Genomic DNA, 21,181 nt, shown 5'->3' with positions numbered 1-21,181 from the left:
CTTTTTGCTGATGTTCGCAGAGTATTCAGTACCAGAATATCGCGCCGTTGCTTTTTATGCCGGAACGCTTATTTGCGCAACATACCTTCGATGAAGTCTTTCCACTGCCCTAATTCGTGCTCGATCATAACCGCCTCTCTTGATGTTGGCGCAAGTATACGCGGATATATCCTGCAGTTGAACCTTTTTTGAGCGGTCAACTATTGAGCGCTATCACAAATATATCGTTAGCAGAATAACGGTTTAGCACTGAATCGTGGCTCGATAATTCCCCTCACCTGCGGCAGAATGGTTCCCCTCTGGCAAACTAAAACGGAACAGACCGCCACTATGATCACCATGTACGGCATTAAAAATTGCGACACCATCAAAAAGGCGCGCCGCTTTTTAGAAGCTCAGGGCGTGGAATACCAGTTTCACGACTATCGAGCTGACGGGCTGGATGCCTCGCTGCTGAACAGTTTTATCTCTGAGCTTGGTTGGGAAGCGCTGCTAAATACGCGGGGCACAACGTGGCGCAAGCTGGATGAGGCCCATCGCGCATCCATTAATGACGCACAAAGCGCGGCGGCGCTGATGCTGGAGATGCCGGCAATCATCAAACGCCCATTGCTCTGCGCGCCCGGTCAGCCTATGCTGCTGGGTTTCAACGAAACTCATTATCAGCAGTTTATCAACGAGGTATAGTCCTATGTCCTGCCCGGTTATTGAGCTGACGCAACAGCTTATTCGTCGTCCTTCCCTGAGCCCCGATGATGCCGGTTGCCAGGCGCTGCTGATTGAGCGCCTGCGCGCGATTGGTTTTACCGTTGAACACATGGATTTTGGCGACACCCAGAACTTCTGGGCCTGGCGCGGGCAGGGTGAGACGCTGGCGTTTGCCGGGCACACCGACGTGGTGCCATCAGGGGATGCCGATCGTTGGATTAACCCGCCGTTTGAGCCCACAATTCGCGACGGAATGCTGTTTGGTCGTGGCGCGGCGGACATGAAAGGTTCGCTGGCGGCGATGGTGGTAGCGGCTGAACGTTTTGTCGCCCAGCACCCCAATCATAAAGGCCGTCTGGCATTCCTGATTACCTCCGACGAAGAAGCCAGCGCAGCCAACGGCACCGTGAAGGTTGTGGAAGCGCTGATGGCGCGCCGCGAGCGTCTGGATTACTGCCTGGTTGGCGAGCCGTCCAGTACCGAAATCGTTGGCGACGTGGTGAAAAATGGCCGTCGCGGCTCCCTGACCTGTAACCTGACCATTCACGGTGTCCAGGGCCACGTTGCCTACCCGCATCTGGCTGATAACCCGGTACATCGCGCAGCGCCAATGCTGGCAGAGCTGACGGGTATTGAGTGGGATAAGGGCAACGAGTTCTTCCCGGCCACCAGCATGCAGATTGCCAACGTGAAGGCCGGCACCGGCAGCAACAACGTTATTCCGGGTGATATGTTTGTGCAGTTTAACTTCCGCTTCAGCACCGAGCTGACCGATGAAGACATCAAGCAGCGCGTCGTCGCCCTGCTGGACAAACACGATCTGCGTTATACCGTTGAATGGTGGCTCTCCGGCCAGCCGTTCCTGACGTCACGCGGTAAGCTGGTCGATGCGGTAGTGAACGCCGTTGAGCACTATAATGAAATTAAACCGCAGCTGTTAACCACGGGCGGTACATCTGACGGGCGCTTTATCGCGCGCATGGGTGCTCAGGTTGTTGAGCTGGGGCCGGTGAATGCCACCATTCATAAAATCAATGAATGCGTCAACGCCGCTGACCTGCAGCTGCTGGCCCGGATGTATCAGCGCATTATGGAACAGCTTGTCGCCTGACGGGCAGTCAACTGAAGAGGTATCAGCATGGAATGGCTATCGCATTACTGGTGGATTATCGTCCTGGTGTTATTGCTGGGGATTTTTATTAACGTCATTAAAGACCTGAACCGAATCGACCCGAAGAAGTACATGGCAGACAAGCCTGAGCTTCCGCCACATCGTGATTTTAACGATAAGTGGGATGACGAGGACGACTGGCCTAAGAAGAAATAGCAGTCTGCCTCACTCCGGGCGAGTCCGGAGTGAGGCAGATATTTACAGCAGCTCTATCAGATCATCATCTTTCGGTGCCGCGCCACCGCTCAAAGCCTCATCGAAATAGTGCTTCGGCACGGTGTAACGCAGGTGATCCAGCGCCGCCTTCATGCTGCGGTCATCGATCGCATGCCCCAGATCGTCAATCAAATCCAGCGTCACGTCCCCGCCCAGGCTAAGTAACTTCTCTGCGGCGTCCACCGCATGTGTCGCATGGATCACTTTGTCGTTATCGCCGTGGATCAGATGGATCGTTGTGCTGGTAGAGGCCTGCTGCGGCAGCTCTGCATAACGCCCGCTAAAAGCAACGACCCGAGCCGCAAGACCCGGCTGAGCCTTAATGCTCTCCAGCGCCATAATGGCCCCCTGAGAGAAGCCAATCAGCGCCGTCGCCGTGGGCGGTACACCGCTTTGCCGCTGCCAGCCACGCACGGCTTCAATAAATCCAGGCATAGCGGCATCCACCCGCTGCTGACGGTTTTCTTCCGTTACGCCTGCCACCGAAAACCACTCCCGACCTGCGCCACTTTGATTCGGCCCGCTAATACTGACCACCAGAGCATCAGGAAATTCTGGTGCAAACCAGCTCCCGATTTCGCCCATGGCTTGAGCCGTGTCGCCTACGCCGTGGAACAGCAGTATCAGCTGGCTGGCTGGCGCGACGGGGCTTTGGACAACAAAATGGTCATGTTTCATGGTTTTCTCCTGGTTAATGGAGATAACTATACGCCGCTGCATGGGGATGACCATGCCGTTTCATTGAACAAGTTAGTGGAATTTTTGCAATTGCATAATGCCGTGGTGCAGCTCAGCCGTACGATCCCGATCGAGATTTTCCAACGCACTTTGGGCTTCCTCACGCATCAGTGCAAGCAAGGCTTTTTTGCCAGAAAGCCCCAGCCGCTGGCTGAGCGTCTCGCTGTTCTCACGTTGCTGCAGCCGCCCGCGAAGCGCATGCAGCGGTAAAACGGACGCCAGCAAAAGGCGATTCAACGTCCCCAGACAGGCTTCCAACGGACGATGGGCAAAGGTAAAACCGGATAACTCTTCCCAGTCTTCGGCCAACAGTTCTGTAGGACAATCCTCGGTAAGAGGCAAAGACAATTCCAGCCAGTCTTTTTGCCACGGCCAGTCTCGCCGTAGCCGCCGCCGCTCATTTTCTGCCAGCAACCTGCCTTCGGGCGTCAGAGGCAAGAGTGCCATAGCGCTGTAGCAGCCGCTGCTGGCCTCTTTGTGGCTTCCGATTCGCACCAGCTCAAAACCACAGCGTTGCCAGAAGCGCCACAGTTCATCGGTATAGCCGAAGCTGACCGAAAGATAATCACATTGATGATTCACCGCCTGCCGCGCACGTTCAATCATGCTGGCACCAATATGCTCGCGCTGACGCAGAGGATGAACCGCAATGCGGCTGATACGCAGCCCGCGAAGCGTAGCGGCCAATGGGCTTCCGCCATGTGCCGCCAGCGATTGTGCCACCAGATTGCCTCTCGGGCGCCGGAACCCGGCCCACACGCAACGGCTTAGCGTTGCATCGAGTCCACCTTCTTCAACCAGCCACAAAGCTCCTGCACACTGCTCTTTGATAATGGCCGTGATAAAATGCTGGCCGGGCGCATCAAGCATCCGCCGCCAGTCGAGCGGCGAGGTACGGTAATGTGCGCCCGAAAGCAGCCGATACATTTGCTTTAATTGCTCAGGGTTACTAAGCCAGTCTGCCTGCTCAACAACCTGTAAAACGGGATTGCCTTGCGGGAATTGCTCCAGAGCCGGCTCATCAAAAAGCATGATCCTGTCAATCACCTGCTCCAGCGGATCGTTCGGCGCCCAGCGGATCGGCGTATTCAGCGTGAAAAGCTTGAGGGACGGAAATGCCGCACAGAATTTCAGTAAAAATCCGCGCCCCGTTCCCTCGTACCCCTGCACCGTCGTGGTCAGTAAAACGCGGGGGAAACGCTCTATTAGCTGGCGTAGCAGCGGGGTCGGAATAGCGGCTGCCTCGTCCACAATCAGCCAGTCATATGCCGCTAATTCGCGCTCTGCGGCCAGCGCGTCCGGGGCCATAAACTGAAATAATTCGCCCGCATAGCTTGCCAGCACGTCGGTGGCAGCCTTCGCAGGCGCAGTCACGAGACAAGCACCTGGTGCCCGGTCAACCAGCATGCCCGCGAGCGCAGATTTCCCCCGGCCTCTGGCCGCCGTTACTACCGCCACGCCGCGCGCCATCCTGGACAAATTATCAAGGATAGCGGCCTGCTCTTGCTCCGGCGCACCGCTGGCGGGCAGCCAGACCGGGCGGTGAGCAAAAGGATTCAGGGTGAATGATTCATGCTGCTGCCACAGCACGGCTTCTGAATCTTGCCGTATGCAGCGCTGAAGATGGGAAACAAAATGGGGGGTCGGAATCGCCTGTGGCGCATCGCTCCAGCGGCCGGAATCTTCATCCGGAAGCGAAGCCCAGCGCGACCACTCAGGCGTCAACAGCAGCAACCAACTGCCCGCTTTGAGCATCCCGGAAAGCGCAGCGAAGGCGGCGGCATCCAGGCCTCGCCTGGCATCAAAAACGGCATGCTGAAACTCACGCCCAAGCATGCTGCGCACCGCCGAGGGCGCGCAATGCAAAGGCAACTCAGGGGAAGAGCCAACCCACAGCCAGTCTCCGGGTAAAGAAGTCGACAGCGTTGCAACCTGCTCGCTGCTCCACAGGCTATCACCGGCCAGCACCATCAACCGGCGGATGCCCGTCTGCCGCATATGCGCCGTTGCCTGCTGCATCGGCGCGATGAAAGTTGCTGCGGTCATCGATTAACGGAGCGTATTGCCGAAGGTGTTGCACTGGGCCGGATCGCCGCTGTCAAAACCCCGTTTGAACCAGGTATAGCGCTGCTCGGAAGTGCCGTGGGTAAAACTGTCCGGCACCACTCGGCCCTGGCTTTGCTGCTGCAGGCGGTCGTCCCCAATGGCTTCGGCAGCATTGAGCGCTTCTTTCAGGTCACCTGAATCAAGCACCTGCTGTTTCTGCATGCTGTTCCCCCAGACGCCGGCGAAGCAGTCGGCCTGAAGTTCCATTTTCACCGACAGGCGATTAGCTTCGGCCTGAGAAGCATTCTGCTGCATCTGGCGCACTTTAGGCTCGATGCCCAACAGCTTCTGCACGTGATGGCCAACTTCATGGGCAATGACGTAGCCCTGGGCAAAGTCGCCGCCCGCCCCAAGTTTGTTGCGCATATCATCGTAGAAGGAGAGGTCGATATAAACGGTGCTGTCCACCGGGCAATAGAACGGCCCCATCACGGACTGGCCGGTACCGCAGCCGGTGCGCGTTGCCCCGCGGTACATCACCAGCTTAGGCTGCTGGTAGGTACGCCCCATCTTCTGGAAAATTTCACCCCATGTATCTTCGGTTGTCGCCAAAATGACCGAGGTAAATTTGGCGGCTTCGTCGTCTTTCGGGCTGATGGAGCGCTGCTGGGAAGACTGCTGAGAAACCTGCGGCTCGCCGGACAGGAAGGAAGTAAGATCGACGCCGTAATAGCTTGCCACAATGACCACGACCAGCAGCACCAGGCCCCCTTTTCCGCGTGGGATGCGAAAACCACCGCCGCCCATGCTCATTCCAGGGCCAGAGGCGTCATTGCGCCTGTCTTCTACATTGTCGCTTTCGCGACGTCCTTGCCAACGCATACGCTCGTCCTCATTCACAACCTGTAATGGAATACTCGTTATACTTCAAGCCACAGCTGCGTTGGCCGCACCCGTTCACCTCAGTCACATAGTTAGCTATGCTCCTGAGGACTCACGGCCTTGCCGCGTGATTCAGCACTATGGCCTCACCCCTTTGGGGCCAGCGCAAGCGCTGTTCAAAACGACCACGCGTTTTGTGCTACAACTTGAATTATTTAGAGTATAGATCGTAGGTGGTTACCGGCAGGATTACCATAAGAACAGACAGCGAAAAAACAGGGTGCGCAAAAACGCACCCCATTGCGCAACGTAAACGATTGCGTAGTTAGTCTAATTTAACGCCGAGACGGTGAGCAACTTCCTCATACGCTTCAATCAGGCCACCCAGACTCTGGCGGAAACGGTCTTTGTCCATTTTATCAAGCGTTTGCTTGTCCCACAGGCGGCTGCCATCCGGGGAAAATTCGTCACCCAGCACCACTTCGCCTTTGAACAGCCCAAACTCCAGCTTGAAGTCAACGAGGATCAGGCCAGCGTCATCAAACAGTTTGCTCAGTACGTCGTTAGCTTTGTAGCTCAGTTCACGCATGCGGGCCAGATTCTCTTTGCTCACCCAGCCAAAGGTTTCGCAGTAAGATTCATTGACCATCGGGTCATGCATGGCGTCGTTTTTCAGGAACAGATCGAACAGCGGCGGGTTCAGCTCAATACCTTCTTCAATACCAAGGCGCTTCACCAGCGAACCCGCGGCGCGGTTACGAATCACGCACTCTACCGGCACCATGTCGAGCTTCTTCACCAGCACTTCGTTGTCAGAAAGCAGCGCTTCCATCTGAGTCGGGATACCCGCTTCTTCCAGTTTGGCCATAATGAAATGGTTAAACTTGTTGTTTACCATGCCTTTACGGTCGAACTGCTCGATGCGCGCCCCGTCACCTGCTGACGTATCGTTACGGAATTCGAGCACCAACAGATCCGGATTTTCGGTACTGTAAACGGTCTTCGCTTTGCCGCGATACAACTCAGCTTGCTTTTGCATCTTTCTTACTCCAGGTATAACGATCGCTTGCGCAATCGAAGGGTTTTACCCGTCATACTTCAAGCTGCATGTGCGTTGGTTGCACCTGCTAACTCCGGTCACATAGTTAGCTATGCTCCCGGAGATTTCCAGGCTTACCGCCTTCCTGCAGCTCGAATTATTTAGGGTATCTACATAGGCCTAAATAAGAAGGGCCGGAATTAACCGGCCCTGCTGTGTTACTTGCTGAATGCTGCCTGGAAGACAGCGACCAGTGCATCGTTCTGAGACTGCGTCAGCGGGTGCCCTTTCGGATCGATGAACTGCAGGCTGCTGCGGTTATCGAGGTCGCCAACCTGCAGCTTATAGTCGCCGTTGGTGAGTCCAGGATCTTTCGCCCCCAGATCACTCCAGCTGCTGTCAGACAGCGCTTTGTAGGTTACCGCGATATTGCCCTGAGAGCGGGTTGTATCGGTGACCTTCATGCCCACTTTTTCAAGCGCGGCCGGCAGGCGGTTCCACACGACGTTGAACGGCGCACGAACGACCAGCATTGGCAGCCCGGTATCATCCGCGGCACTCTGCACGTCAAGCTGCGCTGAGCTGCGGTTGTCCTGCGCATTCTGGCGGGTCGTTTCAGACTTATCGAGACCGGCACTGATGATGTTCAGCATTTGCGCGCTATAGCGCTGCAGAGATGAAGCATCCGCCACCGGCTTGCCGCCCTGCTCCAGGTTCAGTAGCTTAACAACGACTGACTGCTGGTAGCCCTGAGGCTGCACGCTAATCTGGTAGCGGCCACGATACTGGACGTCTTCGTCAGCGCGGTTCCACTGAACCCAGTCGGTTGTCAGGGTCTGGCTGGCATCGTTGCGCTGGGCAATAGCGTAGTTCCCGGCCTGCAGGATACTGACCACCTGAGGCCACAGGCCGCTTGCCTTGTTAGCTTCAACCTGCAGCGTGGCGGTATCACCGGTGAACTGAGTACGAGCCCCGTTCACCAATGCCAGCGCCTGCGCCGGTGGGCGAATATCCAGCTGCTTGCCTACAGCACCGCTGCCGTTGGTGACCGGAATGTTGTAGTCGCCATTCTGAATCGGCAGGATCATCCCGGCCGGAGAGTGGATTTCCGCAAGTGGGGTCGCATCCAGGTAGGACTCATCGCCGCTAACCTGACGCTTGTAACGCTGATCGGAACTGCACGCCGCTAACAGCATGGCGAGCGAAACAACAGCAACTTTTGCCACCGTCGACTTCTGTACTGAGTAAGCCATCAAATCTCCCTAAGCTTTACAGCAGACCGGCATGCTTAAGCGCGCTGATAATCACCGGGCGACTGGCGTCGGTCAGCGGCGTCATCGGCAGGCGTAAGGTGTCGGTTGCCACAAGACCTAACTCCCTCGCGGCCCATTTCACCGGGATAGGGTTAGGTTCTACAAACAATTTATGGTGCAGCGGCATCAGACGCTGGTTAATTTCGCGAGCCTGTGCAAATTGCCCTGAGGTGGCAAGTTTACACATTTCTGCCATTTCACGCGCGGCTACGTTTGCCGTCACGGAAATCACGCCGTGACCGCCAAGCTGAATGAAGTCCAGCGAGCTGGCGTCATCACCGCTCACCAGGATGAAGTCATCTTCAACCAGCTCTTTGATCTGGTTTACGCGGCTTAAGTTCCCGGTGGCTTCTTTGATACCGATAATATTTTTGATTTTCGCCAGGCGGCCAACGGTTTCCGGCAACATGTCACAGCCGGTACGCGACGGCACGTTATACAACATCTGCGGCAGATGGGTGCTTTCAGCAATCGCTTTAAAGTGCTGGAACAGGCCTTCCTGAGTAGGACGGTTGTAATACGGGGTGACCGTCAGGCAGCCCACAATGCCGCTGTCCTGCAGGTGATGCGTCAGGGAAATCGCTTCGGAAGTGGCGTTAGCCCCGGTACCGGCAATGATCGGGATACGCCCGTCCGCCAGTTCCACGGTAAGCTTCACTACGTCGACGTGTTCGTCGTGGCTTAAGGTAGCCGATTCGCCGGTAGTCCCTACCGAGACAATCGCCGATGTTCCGCTGGCGACATGGTAATCAATCAGTTTTTTCAGGCTGGACCGGCAGACATTACCTTTCTCATCCATCGGCGTAATTATCGCGACAACACTTCCCGTAAACATTAGCCACCCTCTGTGCAAACATGTTCTCCAATGTTACGTTTGGTGCCATAGCAAAAGCAAGCCGCCAGAAGGCGCTAAGCGGTTGGCAGCATACTTTTTTTATGCTTTCCTAATGTGAATCTCACCGATTGACAGGAAGAACACGTTTGACACCCTCATCACACCATTATTTGGTTATCACAGCCCTGGGAGCGGACCGTCCGGGTATCGTCAATACCATCACACGTCACGTAAGCAGCTGCGGCTGTAATATCGAAGACAGCCGGCTGGCGATGCTGGGTGAAGAGTTCACCTTTATCATGCTGCTTTCCGGCACCTGGAACGCGATAACCCTGATCGAATCCACTCTGCCGCTAAAGGGCGCCGAACTCGATCTGTTAATTGTGATGAAACGCACAACCGCGCAGGAAAGACCGGCCACGCCGGCCACGGTTTGGGTGCAGGTTGAAGTGGCAGACTCGCCGCACCTGATTGAGCGATTTACCCATCTGTTTGATACCCATCAAATGAACATTGCCGAGCTTGTTTCCCGCACTCAGCCCGCTGAAAACGGCGTGGGGCCACGTCTGTATATTCAGATCACGGCCCACAGCCCCGGTTCACAGGATGCGACAATTATCGAGCAAGCGTTTAAAGCCCTATGTACAGAACTGAAAGCAGAAGGCACTATTAACGTGGTTAACCCACAGCAAGATGATTAAAGACGGAGAGTAGTGATGAGCCCACTGAAAGCCGGTGATATTGCACCGAAATTTAGCTTGCCCGATCAGGACGGCGAACAAGTAAATTTAACCGACTTCCAGGGACAGAGAGTTCTGGTTTATTTCTATCCAAAAGCGATGACACCAGGCTGCACCGTGCAGGCATGTGGTTTGCGCGACAACATGGATGAGTTGAAAAAGCGTGGCGTGGAAGTGCTGGGCATCAGCACCGACAAGCCGGAAAAACTTTCCCGTTTTGCCGAGAAAGAGCTGCTTAACTTCACCCTGCTTTCTGATGAAGACCACGAGGTTTGCAATCAGTTTGGCGTGTGGGGCGAGAAATCTTTTATGGGTAAAACCTACGACGGCATTCACCGCATCAGCTTCCTGCTGGACGGCGACGGTAAAGTGGAAAAGGTGTTTGACGATTTCAAAACCAGCAACCACCACGATATCGTTGTGAACTGGCTGACCGAAAACGCCTAAGTACAGATAAAGAACAGATAAAAAAGCCGACATCTTAGTCGGCTTTTTTCTTCGTGTTACTCCCGGCTCGTCGCGTCATCCACCGCTGAAGCATCCGGCCAGGCGTGAACCACGGCTTTAATAAGCGTTGCCAGCGGGATTGCAAAGAACACGCCCCAGAATCCCCACAGCCCGCCAAAAATCACCACTGACAGAATAATCACCAGCGGATGAAGATTCACCGCCTCCGAGAACAGCACCGGCACCAGCAGGTTGCCGTCCAGCGCCTGAATAATCAGATACACGCCAAAGAGCGTCCAAAACTCAGTGCCCAGACCAAACTGGAACAGCGCCACGCAAATCACCGGAATAGTGACCACAAACGCGCCGATGTAAGGAATTAGCACCGAGAAGCCAACCAGCACTGCCAGTAGCAGCGAGTAATTCAGCCCGAAAATAATAAAGCCGATATAGGTCGCCACGCCCACGACAATCATCTCCAGCACTTTGCCGCGAATATAGTTGGTGATTTGCTGGTTCATCTCCAGCCAGACTTGCCCGGCCAGACCGCGGTTGCGCGGCAGAACACGGCGCACGGCATTCAGCATCTGCTCTTTGTCCTTCACCAGGAAGAACACCATTAGCGGCACCAGAATCAGGTAAATAGCCAATGTCAGCAACCCAACCAGCGACGCCAGCGAGAATTTCACCACCTGGTCGCCCATGCCGGAAAGCCGACTGCGAACGTTTTCGGCCATGGCGTCAATAATGCCCGCATCCACCAGCGCCGGATAACGCTTCGGCAATGTGGCAGCAAAATCGGAAAGTTTGTTGAGCATCCCAGGCATATCACGAATCAGGTTGATGCCCTGCTGCCAGGCGACAGGCGCCACAAACAGCACCATCAGCAGCAAAATGCCGACAAACAGCACCAGCACAATGGTGGTGGCCCACGTTCGGGAACAACCGATACGCTCGAGGCGCACCGTAGGCCACTCAAGCAAATAGGCCAGAACGATGGCAACCAGCAGCGGTGCCAGCAGACCGTGCAGGAAGAACAGGATGCAAAAACCCGCCACCAGAATAACCAACAGGGCAATCGCCTCCGGGTCGCTGAAGCGACGGCGATACCACTGCAACAACATGTCGAGCATACATCCCTTCCGTGAAGTTTTTTTTGATGCCGAATTGTATCGAAATGTCACCGCAAAGACTTTGCTTTTTACGGCGGATTACAAAGGAGAATCCACCAAATAAAATCTTCGCAGCTTCAACGCCCTACAGTACACTTCTTTAAGCGAACAAACTTGTACTCATCGTGTCAAAATCTGACAACGACTAAACGGGACAGTAGTTATGGTTAGGCAGTTGAAAAAGACCCTGATTGCAACACTTACGGCCTCGCTGCTGGTAGGAACCCTACTGCCAGCGCGCGCGGATGTGACTGACCAACTCCCAGATATGGGAACATCCGCGGGCAGCACGCTGTCTATCGCGCAGGAAATGCAGATGGGCGATTTTTACGTCCGCCAGCTGCGCGGTAGCGCCCCGCTGATTAACGATCCGCTGCTGACGCAGTACATCAACTCACTGGGCATGAGGCTGGTTAGCCACGCCAATTCGGTGAAGACCCCGTTCCACTTCTTCCTGATCAACAACGACGAAATCAACGCCTTCGCCTTCTTCGGCGGCAATGTGGTACTGCACTCGGCGCTGTTCCGTTATGCCGATACGGAAAGCCAGCTGGCTTCTGTTATGGCTCACGAAATCTCCCACGTCACCCAGCGTCACCTCGCGCGTGCAATGGAAGATCAAAAGAAAAATGCGCCCCTGACCTGGGTGGGAGCCTTAGGCTCAATTCTGCTGGCAATGGCCAGCCCCCAGGCCGGGATGGCCGCCCTGTCCGGGACGCTGGCCGGGACGCAACAGGGCATGATCAGCTTTACGCAGCAGAATGAGCAGGAAGCTGACCGCATCGGTATTCAGGTACTCCAGCGTTCGGGCTTTGATCCTCAGGCGATGCCAGGCTTCCTCGAAAAGCTGCTCGATCAGGCCCGCTACTCCTCTCGTCCACCGGAAATTCTGCTGACCCACCCATTGCCGGAAAGCCGCCTGGCGGATGCCCGCAACCGCGCCAACCAAATGCGCCCGGTGGTGGTTCAGTCCTCGGAAAATTTCTACATGGCAAAGGTTCGCACCCTGGGGATGTATAACTCGGGCCGCAATCAGCTAACCCCGGATCTGCTGGATGCCTGGTCAAAAGGCAACGTGCGTGAGCAAAACGCGGCGCAATATGGTCGCGCGCTGCAGGCTTTGCAGGCGGATAAATACGACGAGGCGAGAAAAGCGCTTCAGCCACTCATTAGCGCCCAGCCGGGCAACCCGTGGTATCTCGATCTGGCCACCGATATCGATCTCGGCCAGCACAAAGCCAACGACGCGATCAACCGGCTGAAAAACGCCCCGGACCTGAAGAATAACCCGGTGCTGCAGCTGAACCTCGCCAATGCTTACCTGGAAGGCGGGCAGACCGCCGAGGCAGCAACGCAGCTTAATCGCTACACGTTCGCTCACCCTGACGACACCAACGGCTGGGATTTATTGGCCCAGGCTCAGGGGAAACTGGGCAACCGCGATCAGGAGTTAGCGGCTCGCGCCGAAGTCATGGCGCTCAATGGCCGCCTGGATCAGGCCATTTCAATGCTCAGTAGCGCCAGCTCGCAGGTGAAACTCGGCAGTCTGCAGCAGGCGAGGTACGACGCCCGGATCGATCAGCTGCGACAGCTTCAGCAGCGCTTTAAACCTTATATGAAGATGTAACAGGAGTCCGTATGTCCACGAAGGTCGAAATTTATCACAACCCGCGCTGCTCCAAGAGCCGTGAAACGCTGAACCTGTTGAAGGAAAAGGGCGTCGAGCCAGAAGTGGTGCTCTACCTGGAAACGCCGCCTGACGCAGCTACCGTCAAATCGCTGCTGAAGAAACTGGGCTTTACCAGCGCCCGGGAGCTGATGCGCCGTAAAGAAGACTTGTACAAAGAACTGAAGCTGGACGACGCCAGCCTCAGCGAAGAAGCGCTCATTCAGGCGATGATTGAGCACCCGAAACTCATCGAGCGACCAATCGTACTGGCCAACGGCAAAGCCCGCATTGGCCGCCCGCCGGAACAGGTGCTCGAGATCCTCTGACCTGCCCCGCCCGTTCCCTCTCCGGGAACGGGTTAGCCGCTCACCGGCACAATTTTCAGCTCCGCCAGCCCCACGCCAATCTTACGCGGTTCATGCCCCAGAATATTGCCTTCGTTGGACAACTGCGGCTTCGGTGGTGCAATGGTCAGCGCTTTACTGCCAGCCGGGTTATCAAAACGCAGCGTGACGGTAGAAAGCTGGTCGCCAAAAGTAATGGTTTGCTCTTCATCCCCCACCTTCACCGAAACCGGCTCGCCGACGTTTGGCCCAAAGGCTTTGGCCACCAGCACCAGATCAAACGTGGTCGGCAGCGGATCCTGATACTCAATGGTCACCACGGGCGCCATATTGGCGTTTGACCAGCGGCCCCAGGCTTCCGGGCGTGAAATGCCGCTGAACTGCTTCACGCTTTGCGGCGCCCCAGCCACGTTAAAGATAAAGCTGTCCGCCTGGTAGCGAATACTGTTCTCATCCGCCTTCAGCAGAGCCACATTATTTTTGAAACGCTCGTGACTCAGCGTTTGTCCGTCAAACTGCACGTTGTATTCATCCAGCGGTTTGTCCACCAGCCGTACCGTTGGCTCTCCACCAAGCTGCCCCTGGGCTACGCACAAGCCAGTAGAAAGCGCGAGCTGCGGCTCCCACAGGCGCGCCATTTTGTAGCACCGGTCAGCCCAGATAAACCTGTCATCGCTTTTAAAATCCGCCAGCTGATAGCGCAGCGGCGCGGAGTACTCGCTTTCCGGCAGCGGTTCAATTTTGCCTTTGCCGATTTTCAGCAATAGCGGCAGCTTGAAGTGCGCACCAGAATAACTGAACGTGTTCTTCTTCTGATCGATGCTGTAGCGGCTGATGGTTTTCGGGAAGTTCCACAGATCGATCACGTCCGGCTTCCACTCGGTAACCTTCTCTTTCAGGTTGGTAAAGACCATCGACAGAGACTCGCCCGACAGGCTGCTGCGCCCCAGGCCGATGTAGTTCCCCCCGCCGAGGATATCAAGCACCGTCGCGCCGTTATCCATCGTGTTACGCTTCACGGCTTTTATTTCCGCCTGCGGTTTATCGCCGCGAATGACAAAGAACAGGTTCTGCCTGTCCTGCTTCGTCAGGTATTTATACGCCGTGTTGTTCATCGCCAGATGGTCGGAAGAGACCACGATCACCGTGTTACGGAAATACGGCGAGGCTTTGATTTTGTCTATCAGCGCCGCGATATGCTCCTGGCTGCAGGAAACGGCGCTGAAAGATCGGTTTTCTTTGCCCTCATAGCTGTAGCTGCGGCGGTTACAGGTTCTCGAGATAAAGCCATCGGGATGATGGGTATCGACCGTCAGGGTAAACAGCGAGAAGCGCTTCCCGGCTTTAGAAAGCTCCATAAACTTGTCATAAGCTTCGTCCAGCACCGTATCGTCGTAAAAGCCCCAGTTATTCCGGTAATTCGGGTCGGCCACCATTCCCTCCAGCTCCTGCGCGCCGTACATATGCTCGAAGCCGTGGGACTGCAGGAAGATGTCTTTGCCCGCAAAGCGCAGGTCCGCGCCCTGGATAAAGTAGTTTTGATAGCCGGATGCCTTAAGAATATCCCCGAGGCAGATGTTCTTCGGGAAGAAGCTCGACATTGACGCCGAGGAGTTCCCCTCGAAAGGTGCAAACAGCGGGATACCGCACTGCGAGGCCACAATGCCCGCAATGGTGTAGTCCATCCCCGCCATTTGCCCGGTATGGCTGAAATCTATTGCCTGGCTTTTCAGAGCGTTCAGCTCGGGCGCTAAGCCAGGAAACGTCTGCTCATCAAAATAGGTGCGTTCCAGACTTTCGCCGTAGATATAAACCAGGTTGAGCTTCGGCTGTTTAATGGTGCCTTCCGGGACTTTATACCAGTCGGCAAAGTCAGACGTGCCGGTGCGGGTCTGGGATTTAATCAGCGACACCACCTGCTGGTAGGCAGGCGTTGTTTTGATTGAAAACAGGGCCAGAAACAGCGCCAGGGCACTGTAGCCCAAATGATGAGGATGGTTCTTCCGGCGTAAAATCCAGGTCAGACCGCCAAAAATCGCAATCAACCCGACGGCGAGGCCCAGCCCAGGCAGAATGTATTTGCCGACGCCCGCACCTGTCATGCTACTGGTGAGCGTATAGAGCACCGCGTCGTTAATGCCTTCGCCGGTAAAATAATTACTGGCCAGCAACGTCACGTTAAGCACGATAAACAGCCCGAGCATCAGTAAGATGACCGACAGCCACCAGATATTTCGACCGGCCTTTACCGCATATACGGCAATAGCCGCCAAAAACAGCACCAAAGAAAGCAATTCGGACAATGCCAATACCTCAACCCTCGCGCGGCCTGGCGCGATTATTCATGCAGAAAAATAACAGCCGGTAATTTAACCTTACCGTCATATAGCTGCAATTCCCCTGACATTACTTTGCTCACCACCTCGACTTTTCAGAATATCCCGCGAATTTTAGGACTGATGACCTTTAATAGTTTTCAACGATTACAACCATCGCTACTACAACGAACCGGGGAATTGACCTTTTTAACGCTAAAGTGCTGTAATTTCGCCGCTGTTATAATTTTTTAAAGTGGAATTGTAACGCGCAACACCGGCCACCCCCGCAACGGGTGGCCTTTTTTATGCCCCCCGCATAGCTGTTAGGAAATACCTCTTGATTCAATAAAGCCTACCCATTAGTGACGCAGTTCAAAATTCGGTACCTTTCTCCCATCGCAAAACGGAGGAAGTTTAGATGTCTTTAATTAATACCAAAATCAAACCATTCAAAAACCAGGCTTTTAAAAACGGCGAATTCGTTGAAGTTACGGAAAAAGATACCGAAGGCCGCTGGAGCGTTTTCTTCTTCTACCCGGCTGACTTCACTTTCGTTTGCCCGACCGAACTGGGCGACGTGGCTGACCATTACGAAGAACTGCAGAAACTGGGCGTAGACGTGTATTCCGTTTCTACCGACACCCATTTCACCCACAAAGCGTGGCACGGCAGCTCTGAAACCATCGCTAAAATCAAATACGCGATGATCGGCGACCCAACCGGCGCGCTGACCCGTAACTTCGAAAACATGCGTGAAGACGAAGGTCTGGCAGACCGCGCTACCTTCGTGGTTGACCCACAGGGCATCATCCAGGCTATCGAAGTGACCGCCGAAGGCATTGGCCGTGACGCGTCTGACCTGCTGCGTAAAGTGAAAGCGGCTCAGTACGTCGCTTCTCACCCAGGCGAAGTTTGCCCGGCTAAATGGAAAGAAGGCGAAGCGACTCTGGCTCCATCTCTGGACCTGGTCGGCAAAATCTAAGTTTTACCCGCGTTACCCTCTTTTATTTTACGGCTACTCGTTTGGTAGCCGTTTTTTTCTCGCCACCAGGGAGACTGACCATGCTCGACACAACAATGAAAACCCAGCTCAAAGCCTATCTTGAGAGACTAACGAAACCTGTTGAGTTGATTGCCACGCTGGACGACGGCGCGAAATCATCTGAAGTAAAAGAACTGCTGGCAGACATCGCTGAGTTATCCGACAAAGTTTCTTTCAGCATTAATAACGACCTGCCGGTGCGCAAACCGTCGTTTTTAATCACTAACCCAGGCTCAAGCCAGGGCCCGCGCTTTGCCGGCTCCCCGCTGGGTCACGAATTCACTTCCCTGGTGCTGGCTTTGCTCCAGGTCGGCGGTCATCCGTCCAAAGAATCTCAGGATCTGCTGGCGCAAATCCGTGAGATCGACGGCGACTTCCACTTTGAAACCTATTATTCCCTCTCCTGCCACAACTGCCCGGACGTTGTGCAGGCGCTGAACCTGATGAGCGTGCTGAATCCGCGCATCACCCATACTGCTATCGACGGCGGCGTTTACCAGAATGAAATTCAAGAACGCAACGTGATGGGCGTGCCTGCCGTGTTCCTGAACGGCAAAGAATTTGGTCAGGGCCGCATGACGCTGGCTGAAATCGTGGGCAAAATTGATACCGGCGCAGAAAAACGCGCGGCGGAAGCGCTGAACCAGCGTGAGGCTTATGACGTGCTGATCGTCGGCAGCGGCCCTGCGGGCGCGGCGGCGGCGGTCTATGCGGCGCGTAAAGGCATCCGTACCGGCCTGATGGGCGAACGCTTCGGCGGCCAGGTGCTGGATACCGTGGATATCGAAAACTACATTTCCGTGCCGAAAACCGAAGGCCAGAAGCTGGCGGGCGCGCTGAAAGCCCACGTGGATGACTATGACGTGGACGTGATCGACACCCAAAGCGCCAGCAAGCTTATCCCGGCGAAAACCGAAGGCGGCCTGCACCAGATCCAAACGGCATCAGGCGCCACGCTGAAAGCACGCAGCATTATCGTGGCGACCGGCGCAAAATGGCGCAACATGAACGTGCCGGGCGAAGATCAGTACCGCACCAAAGGCGTGACCTACTGCCCACACTGCGACGGCCCGTTGTTCAAAGGCAAGCGCGTGGCGGTCATCGGCGGCGGGAACTCCGGCGTGGAAGCGGCCATTGACCTGGCGGGTATCGTTGAGCACGTCACCCTGCTGGAATTTGCCCCGGAAATGAAGGCCGATCAGGTTCTGCAGAACAAAGTACGCAGCCTGAAAAACGTCGACATCGTGCTGAACGCCCAGACGCTGGAAGTGAAAGGCGACGGCAGCAAAGTGACCGGCCTGCAGTATAAAGACCGCGTGACCGAAAGCGTGCATGACGTTGCCCTGGCCGGCATCTTCGTGCAAATCGGCCTGCTGCCAAACACCACCTGGCTGGAAGGCAGCGTGGAGCGCAATCGCATGGGTGAAATTATCATCGACGCGAAATGCGAAACCACCGTGAAAGGCGTATTCGCCGCGGGCGACTGCACCACCGTGCCTTACAAACAGATCATCATCGCCACCGGCGAAGGCGCGAAAGCCTCCCTGAGCGCGTTTGATTACCTGATTCGCACCTCAGCCCCGGAATAAAGCACCTGCCAATAAGGCCGAGCCACAGCGGCCAGCCATAAAAAAAGCGGCTCATTGAGCCGCTTTTTCACGTTCAAAATGTTACTTACGACGCCAGGTCGTGCCACCCGCGCCATCTTCCAGCACAATGCCCATCTCGTTCAGACGGTCGCGCGCCTGGTCCGCCAGCGCCCAGTCTTTCGACTGACGCGCATCGTTACGCTGCTTGATCAGCGCTTCGATTTCCGCCACTTCGCCGTCGTCCGCCTGCGCGCCGCCCTGCAGGAACTGCTCCGGATCCTGCTCCAGCAGGCCCAGAATTGCGGAGAGCTTACGCAGCGCCGCCGCCAGTCCGTTTGCCGCCGCAAGATCTTCCGCTTTAAGGCGGTTCACTTCGCGGGCCATATCGAACAGCACGGAGTAGGCTTCCGGGGTGTTGAAGTCATCGTCCATCGCTTCACGGAAGCGGGATTCGAAGGCTTCGCCCCCGGCTGGGGCGACATTGCTGTCGGTGCCGCGCAGCGAGGTGTACAGACGCTCCAGCGCCGAGCGAGCCTGTTTCAGGTTCTCTTCGCTGTAGTTGAGCTGGCTGCGGTAGTGGCCGGACATCAGGAAGTAACGCACGGTTTCCGCGTCGTAATACTTCAGCACGTCACGCACGGTAAAGAAGTTGCCCAGGGATTTGGACATCTTCTCGCGGTCAACCATCACCATCCCGGAGTGCATCCAGGTGTTGACGTACTCGCCGTCGTGGGCACAGGTAGACTGCGCGATTTCGTTCTCGTGGTGCGGGAACATCAGGTCAGAACCGCCGCCGTGAATATCAAAGTGGTTGCCCAGCTCTTTGCAGTTCATCGCGGAACATTCGATATGCCAGCCGGGACGGCCTTCGCCCCACGGAGAAGTCCACGCGGGTTCGCCCGGCTTGGACATTTTCCACAGCACGAAGTCCATCGGGTTGCGCTTCACGTCAACCACGTCCACGCGCGCACCGGCCTGAAGCTGATCCAGATCCTGGCGAGACAGCAGGCCATAATTCGGGTCGGTCAGCACCGAGAACATCACATCGCCGTTTTCCGCCACATAGGCGTGATCGCGAGCCAGCAGCTGTTCAACAATTTCGATGATTTCCGGAATGTGTTTGGTCGCACGCGGCTCGCTGTTCGGGCGTGAAATGTTCAGCGCGTCGAAATCTTTGTGCATTTCGACGACCATGCGGTCAACCAGCGCCACAAAGTCTTCGCCATTTTCATGGGCGCGCTTAATGATTTTATCGTCGATGTCGGTGATGTTACGCACGTAGTTCAGCTCATAGCCGAGGGAACGCAGGTAGCGCGCCACCACGTCAAACGCAACAAAAGTACGGCCATGGCCGATGTGACAGAGATCGTAAACGGTGATACCACACACGTACATGCCTACCTTTCCGGCATGAATAGGTTTGAATTCCTCTTTTTGGCGAGTCAGTGTATTAAATATTTTTAACATCAGGGGATTCCATGTAAGCGTGTGGAAGAATACTCCCGGTTATCTTACCCGATTATTTTCCCCGACGGCAGTCTGCTTTGCATTACTGACTATGATGTAGCGTTATGCTATAACAGCGTGCTGGTACGACGGCACCGTTTGCCGCCGTACTCTCTGACACTCATAGGATGCAAGCATGGTTACTTTTCACACTAATCACGGCGACATCGTCATCAAAACTTTTGATGATAAAGCGCCTGTTACCGTTAAAAACTTCCTGGACTACTGCCGCGAAGGCTTCTACAACAACACCATTTTCCACCGTGTGATCAACGGCTTTATGATCCAGGGCGGCGGTTTCGAACCGGGTATGAAGCAGAAAGCGACCAAAGACACCATTCAGAACGAAGCGAATAACGGCCTGAAAAACACCCGTGGTACGCTGGCAATGGCTCGTACCCAGGCTCCGCACTCTGCTACCGCACAGTTCTTCATCAACGTGGCCGACAACGACTTCCTGAACTTCAGCGGCGAAAGCCTGCAGGGTTGGGGCTACTGCGTGTTCGCAGAAGTGGTTGAAGGGATGGACGTGGTTGAGAAAATCAAAGCCGTTTCCACCGGCCGCAGCGGTATGCACCAGGATGTACCGAAAGAAGACGTTATTATCGAAAGCGTGACCGTCAGCGAATAATGTCGACGCTGTTTATTGCAGATTTACACCTCTGCCCAGAAGAACCGGCGATCACCGCCGGTTTTCTGCGTTTCTTAGCCGGTGAAGCCCGCCAGGCGGATGCGCTCTACATTCTTGGCGATCTGTTCGAAGCCTGGATTGGCGACGACGCCCCGGAGCCGCTCTACCAGCAAATCGCCGCAGCGATTAAAGCGGTGGTTGATGCCGGCATTCCCTGCTATTTCATTCACGGCAACCGGGACTTTTTACTCGGCAAGCGCTACGCCAAAGCCAGCGGCATGACGCTGCTGCCGGAAGAAAAACTCCTCGATGTTTATGGCCGAAAAATACTGATCATGCACGGCGACACGCTGTGTACCGACGACGAAGGCTACCAGGCGTTTCGCCGCAAGGTTCATCAGCCGTGGCTGCAGAAGCTCTACCTTGCCCTGCCGCTGTTTATTCGCCAGCGTATCGCCGACCGTATGCGCGCCGACAGCCAGGCGGCGAATAATATGAAGTCGCTGGAGATCATGGATGTGAACCCGCAGGCTGTGGTCGACACCCTCACCCGCCACAATGTTCAATGGCTGATTCATGGGCATACTCATCGCCCGGCGATTCACGAACTTGAGGCTAACGGGCAACCCGCTTTCCGCTGCGTGTTAGGCGCGTGGCATAAAGAAGGGTCGATGATCAAAGTCACGCCGGAAAACGTCGAGCTGATTCATTTTCCTTTCTGACCTAAAAGCCCGCTTTTTTGCCGATTCGTTAACCACGCAACCGTTTTCCTTGC

The 21,181-nt window shown here is 55.5% G+C and carries 21 protein-coding genes; 11 read left to right on the top strand and 10 right to left on the bottom strand.

Translation table 11 applies throughout. The features are described from left to right. Positions 1 to 68 precede the first annotated feature (68 nt). On the bottom strand, positions 69 to 128 hold the full coding sequence (ypfM, locus tag F3J28_RS01185; RefSeq protein WP_139827443.1) for a protein YpfM: 60 nt from the start codon (positions 126 to 128) through the stop codon (positions 69 to 71). A gap of 202 nt (positions 129 to 330) precedes the next feature. Here ypfM and F3J28_RS01180 point away from each other — a divergent pair, with 202 nt between their 5' ends. From F3J28_RS01180 to F3J28_RS01170, 3 genes are read left to right on the top strand one after another with little or no spacing between them, the layout of a single operon-like run. Next, complete coding sequence (locus F3J28_RS01180; protein ID WP_166871943.1) at positions 331 to 687, top strand: ArsC family reductase; 357 nt, start codon at positions 331 to 333, stop codon at positions 685 to 687. Between the two features lie 4 nt (positions 688 to 691). After that, the gene (gene dapE, locus F3J28_RS01175; protein ID WP_166871940.1) at positions 692 to 1,819 is read left to right on the top strand and encodes a succinyl-diaminopimelate desuccinylase; all 1,128 of its coding nucleotides are present in this window, start codon (positions 692 to 694) and stop codon (positions 1,817 to 1,819) included. A gap of 27 nt (positions 1,820 to 1,846) precedes the next feature. Next, positions 1,847 to 2,035: a YpfN family protein gene (locus F3J28_RS01170; protein WP_008460189.1), complete on the top strand. Its 189-nt coding sequence runs from the start codon at positions 1,847 to 1,849 to the stop codon at positions 2,033 to 2,035. A gap of 42 nt (positions 2,036 to 2,077) precedes the next feature. Here F3J28_RS01170 and ypfH read toward each other — a convergent pair whose 3' ends face one another. The 6 genes from ypfH to dapA form a co-directional block, all read right to left on the bottom strand. Next, positions 2,078 to 2,773 (bottom strand): esterase, encoded by a 696-nt coding sequence (gene ypfH, locus F3J28_RS01165; protein WP_166871937.1) that lies wholly within the window; start codon positions 2,771 to 2,773, stop codon positions 2,078 to 2,080. A 72-nt stretch (positions 2,774 to 2,845) separates the two neighbouring features. Continuing rightward, a complete protein-coding gene (locus F3J28_RS01160) occupies positions 2,846 to 4,879 on the bottom strand; it encodes a tRNA(Met) cytidine acetyltransferase TmcA (protein WP_286177857.1) in 2,034 nt (677 codons plus the stop codon). A gap of 3 nt (positions 4,880 to 4,882) precedes the next feature. Next, a complete protein-coding gene (ypfJ, locus tag F3J28_RS01155; RefSeq protein WP_166871934.1) occupies positions 4,883 to 5,761 on the bottom strand; it encodes a KPN_02809 family neutral zinc metallopeptidase in 879 nt (292 codons plus the stop codon). 325 nt (positions 5,762 to 6,086) lie between these two features. Next, positions 6,087 to 6,800, bottom strand: a complete 714-nt coding sequence (purC, locus tag F3J28_RS01150; RefSeq protein WP_008460193.1) for a phosphoribosylaminoimidazolesuccinocarboxamide synthase — start codon at positions 6,798 to 6,800, stop codon at positions 6,087 to 6,089. 218 nt (positions 6,801 to 7,018) lie between these two features. Then, positions 7,019 to 8,053: an outer membrane protein assembly factor BamC gene (gene bamC, locus F3J28_RS01145; RefSeq protein WP_166871932.1), complete on the bottom strand. Its 1,035-nt coding sequence runs from the start codon at positions 8,051 to 8,053 to the stop codon at positions 7,019 to 7,021. 16 nt (positions 8,054 to 8,069) lie between these two features. Then, positions 8,070 to 8,948, bottom strand: coding sequence for a 4-hydroxy-tetrahydrodipicolinate synthase (gene dapA / locus F3J28_RS01140; RefSeq protein WP_008460195.1), 879 nt, complete (start codon positions 8,946 to 8,948; stop codon positions 8,070 to 8,072). Positions 8,949 to 9,094: 146 nt separating this feature from the next. On the opposite strand from dapA, the gene F3J28_RS01135 reads away from it, so the two are divergent. Then, on the top strand, positions 9,095 to 9,649 hold the full coding sequence (locus F3J28_RS01135) for a glycine cleavage system transcriptional repressor (protein ID WP_008460196.1): 555 nt from the start codon (positions 9,095 to 9,097) through the stop codon (positions 9,647 to 9,649). A gap of 15 nt (positions 9,650 to 9,664) precedes the next feature. Next, positions 9,665 to 10,135 carry a thioredoxin-dependent thiol peroxidase gene (bcp, locus tag F3J28_RS01130; RefSeq protein ID WP_008460197.1) on the top strand — a complete coding sequence of 157 codons (471 nt, stop codon included), beginning with the start codon at positions 9,665 to 9,667 and terminating at the stop codon, positions 10,133 to 10,135. 56 nt (positions 10,136 to 10,191) lie between these two features. Here the strand turns inward: bcp and F3J28_RS01125 are convergent, their stop codons facing one another. Further along, complete coding sequence (locus tag F3J28_RS01125) at positions 10,192 to 11,268, bottom strand: AI-2E family transporter (RefSeq protein ID WP_008460198.1); 1,077 nt, start codon at positions 11,266 to 11,268, stop codon at positions 10,192 to 10,194. A gap of 202 nt (positions 11,269 to 11,470) precedes the next feature. Here F3J28_RS01125 and bepA point away from each other — a divergent pair, with 202 nt between their 5' ends. After that, complete coding sequence (gene bepA, locus F3J28_RS01120; RefSeq protein ID WP_166871929.1) at positions 11,471 to 12,934, top strand: beta-barrel assembly-enhancing protease; 1,464 nt, start codon at positions 11,471 to 11,473, stop codon at positions 12,932 to 12,934. 11 nt (positions 12,935 to 12,945) lie between these two features. Further along, the gene (gene arsC / locus F3J28_RS01115; RefSeq protein WP_085542492.1) at positions 12,946 to 13,302 is read left to right on the top strand and encodes an arsenate reductase (glutaredoxin); all 357 of its coding nucleotides are present in this window, start codon (positions 12,946 to 12,948) and stop codon (positions 13,300 to 13,302) included. Between the two features lie 32 nt (positions 13,303 to 13,334). On the opposite strand, the gene opgB is transcribed toward arsC, so the two are convergent. Then, positions 13,335 to 15,623 carry a phosphatidylglycerol--membrane-oligosaccharide glycerophosphotransferase gene (gene opgB / locus F3J28_RS01110; RefSeq protein WP_166871926.1) on the bottom strand — a complete coding sequence of 763 codons (2,289 nt, stop codon included), beginning with the start codon at positions 15,621 to 15,623 and terminating at the stop codon, positions 13,335 to 13,337. A 433-nt stretch (positions 15,624 to 16,056) separates the two neighbouring features. On the opposite strand from opgB, the gene ahpC reads away from it, so the two are divergent. Next, positions 16,057 to 16,620 (top strand): alkyl hydroperoxide reductase subunit C, encoded by a 564-nt coding sequence (gene ahpC / locus F3J28_RS01105; protein ID WP_008460202.1) that lies wholly within the window; start codon positions 16,057 to 16,059, stop codon positions 16,618 to 16,620. Positions 16,621 to 16,700: 80 nt separating this feature from the next. Further along, positions 16,701 to 18,269, top strand: a complete 1,569-nt coding sequence (gene ahpF / locus F3J28_RS01100) for an alkyl hydroperoxide reductase subunit F (RefSeq protein ID WP_085542494.1) — start codon at positions 16,701 to 16,703, stop codon at positions 18,267 to 18,269. Positions 18,270 to 18,350: 81 nt separating this feature from the next. On the opposite strand, the gene cysS is transcribed toward ahpF, so the two are convergent. After that, complete coding sequence (gene cysS / locus F3J28_RS01095) at positions 18,351 to 19,736, bottom strand: cysteine--tRNA ligase (protein WP_166871923.1); 1,386 nt, start codon at positions 19,734 to 19,736, stop codon at positions 18,351 to 18,353. Positions 19,737 to 19,911: 175 nt separating this feature from the next. On the opposite strand from cysS, the gene ppiB reads away from it, so the two are divergent. After that, on the top strand, positions 19,912 to 20,406 hold the full coding sequence (gene ppiB, locus F3J28_RS01090; RefSeq protein ID WP_008460206.1) for a peptidylprolyl isomerase B: 495 nt from the start codon (positions 19,912 to 19,914) through the stop codon (positions 20,404 to 20,406). Beyond that, complete coding sequence (gene lpxH / locus F3J28_RS01085; RefSeq protein ID WP_166871920.1) at positions 20,406 to 21,128, top strand: UDP-2,3-diacylglucosamine diphosphatase; 723 nt, start codon at positions 20,406 to 20,408, stop codon at positions 21,126 to 21,128. The genes ppiB and lpxH overlap by 1 nt, the downstream gene beginning before the upstream one ends. Positions 21,129 to 21,181: the final 53 nt, after the last annotated feature.

The organism is Enterobacter sp. Ap-1006 (genome assembly GCF_011752835.1).
Taxonomy (GTDB): domain Bacteria; phylum Pseudomonadota; class Gammaproteobacteria; order Enterobacterales; family Enterobacteriaceae; genus Cedecea.
This window is presented reverse-complemented; position numbering and strand designations above follow the sequence as displayed.

Excerpts from the sequence above, each read along its gene's own strand:
- bcp (WP_008460197.1), top strand. The coding sequence starts at position 9,665 with ATGAGCCCACTGAAAGCCGGTGATATTGCACCGAAATTTAGCTTGCCC.
- ahpF (WP_085542494.1), top strand. The coding sequence starts at position 16,701 with ATGCTCGACACAACAATGAAAACCCAGCTCAAAGCCTATCTTGAGAGA.
- purC (WP_008460193.1), bottom strand. The coding sequence starts at position 6,800 with ATGCAAAAGCAAGCTGAGTTGTATCGCGGCAAAGCGAAGACCGTTTAC.
- dapA (WP_008460195.1), bottom strand. The coding sequence starts at position 8,948 with ATGTTTACGGGAAGTGTTGTCGCGATAATTACGCCGATGGATGAGAAA.
- bepA (WP_166871929.1), top strand. The coding sequence starts at position 11,471 with ATGGTTAGGCAGTTGAAAAAGACCCTGATTGCAACACTTACGGCCTCG.
- cysS (WP_166871923.1), bottom strand. The coding sequence starts at position 19,736 with ATGTTAAAAATATTTAATACACTGACTCGCCAAAAAGAGGAATTCAAA.
- arsC (WP_085542492.1), top strand. The coding sequence starts at position 12,946 with ATGTCCACGAAGGTCGAAATTTATCACAACCCGCGCTGCTCCAAGAGC.
- dapE (WP_166871940.1), top strand. The coding sequence starts at position 692 with ATGTCCTGCCCGGTTATTGAGCTGACGCAACAGCTTATTCGTCGTCCT.
- ppiB (WP_008460206.1), top strand. The coding sequence starts at position 19,912 with ATGGTTACTTTTCACACTAATCACGGCGACATCGTCATCAAAACTTTT.
- F3J28_RS01125 (WP_008460198.1), bottom strand. The coding sequence starts at position 11,268 with ATGCTCGACATGTTGTTGCAGTGGTATCGCCGTCGCTTCAGCGACCCG.
- F3J28_RS01160 (WP_286177857.1), bottom strand. The coding sequence starts at position 4,879 with ATGACCGCAGCAACTTTCATCGCGCCGATGCAGCAGGCAACGGCGCAT.
- ahpC (WP_008460202.1), top strand. The coding sequence starts at position 16,057 with ATGTCTTTAATTAATACCAAAATCAAACCATTCAAAAACCAGGCTTTT.
- ypfH (WP_166871937.1), bottom strand. The coding sequence starts at position 2,773 with ATGAAACATGACCATTTTGTTGTCCAAAGCCCCGTCGCGCCAGCCAGC.
- lpxH (WP_166871920.1), top strand. The coding sequence starts at position 20,406 with ATGTCGACGCTGTTTATTGCAGATTTACACCTCTGCCCAGAAGAACCG.
- bamC (WP_166871932.1), bottom strand. The coding sequence starts at position 8,053 with ATGGCTTACTCAGTACAGAAGTCGACGGTGGCAAAAGTTGCTGTTGTT.
- F3J28_RS01170 (WP_008460189.1), top strand. The coding sequence starts at position 1,847 with ATGGAATGGCTATCGCATTACTGGTGGATTATCGTCCTGGTGTTATTG.
- F3J28_RS01180 (WP_166871943.1), top strand. The coding sequence starts at position 331 with ATGATCACCATGTACGGCATTAAAAATTGCGACACCATCAAAAAGGCG.
- ypfJ (WP_166871934.1), bottom strand. The coding sequence starts at position 5,761 with ATGCGTTGGCAAGGACGTCGCGAAAGCGACAATGTAGAAGACAGGCGC.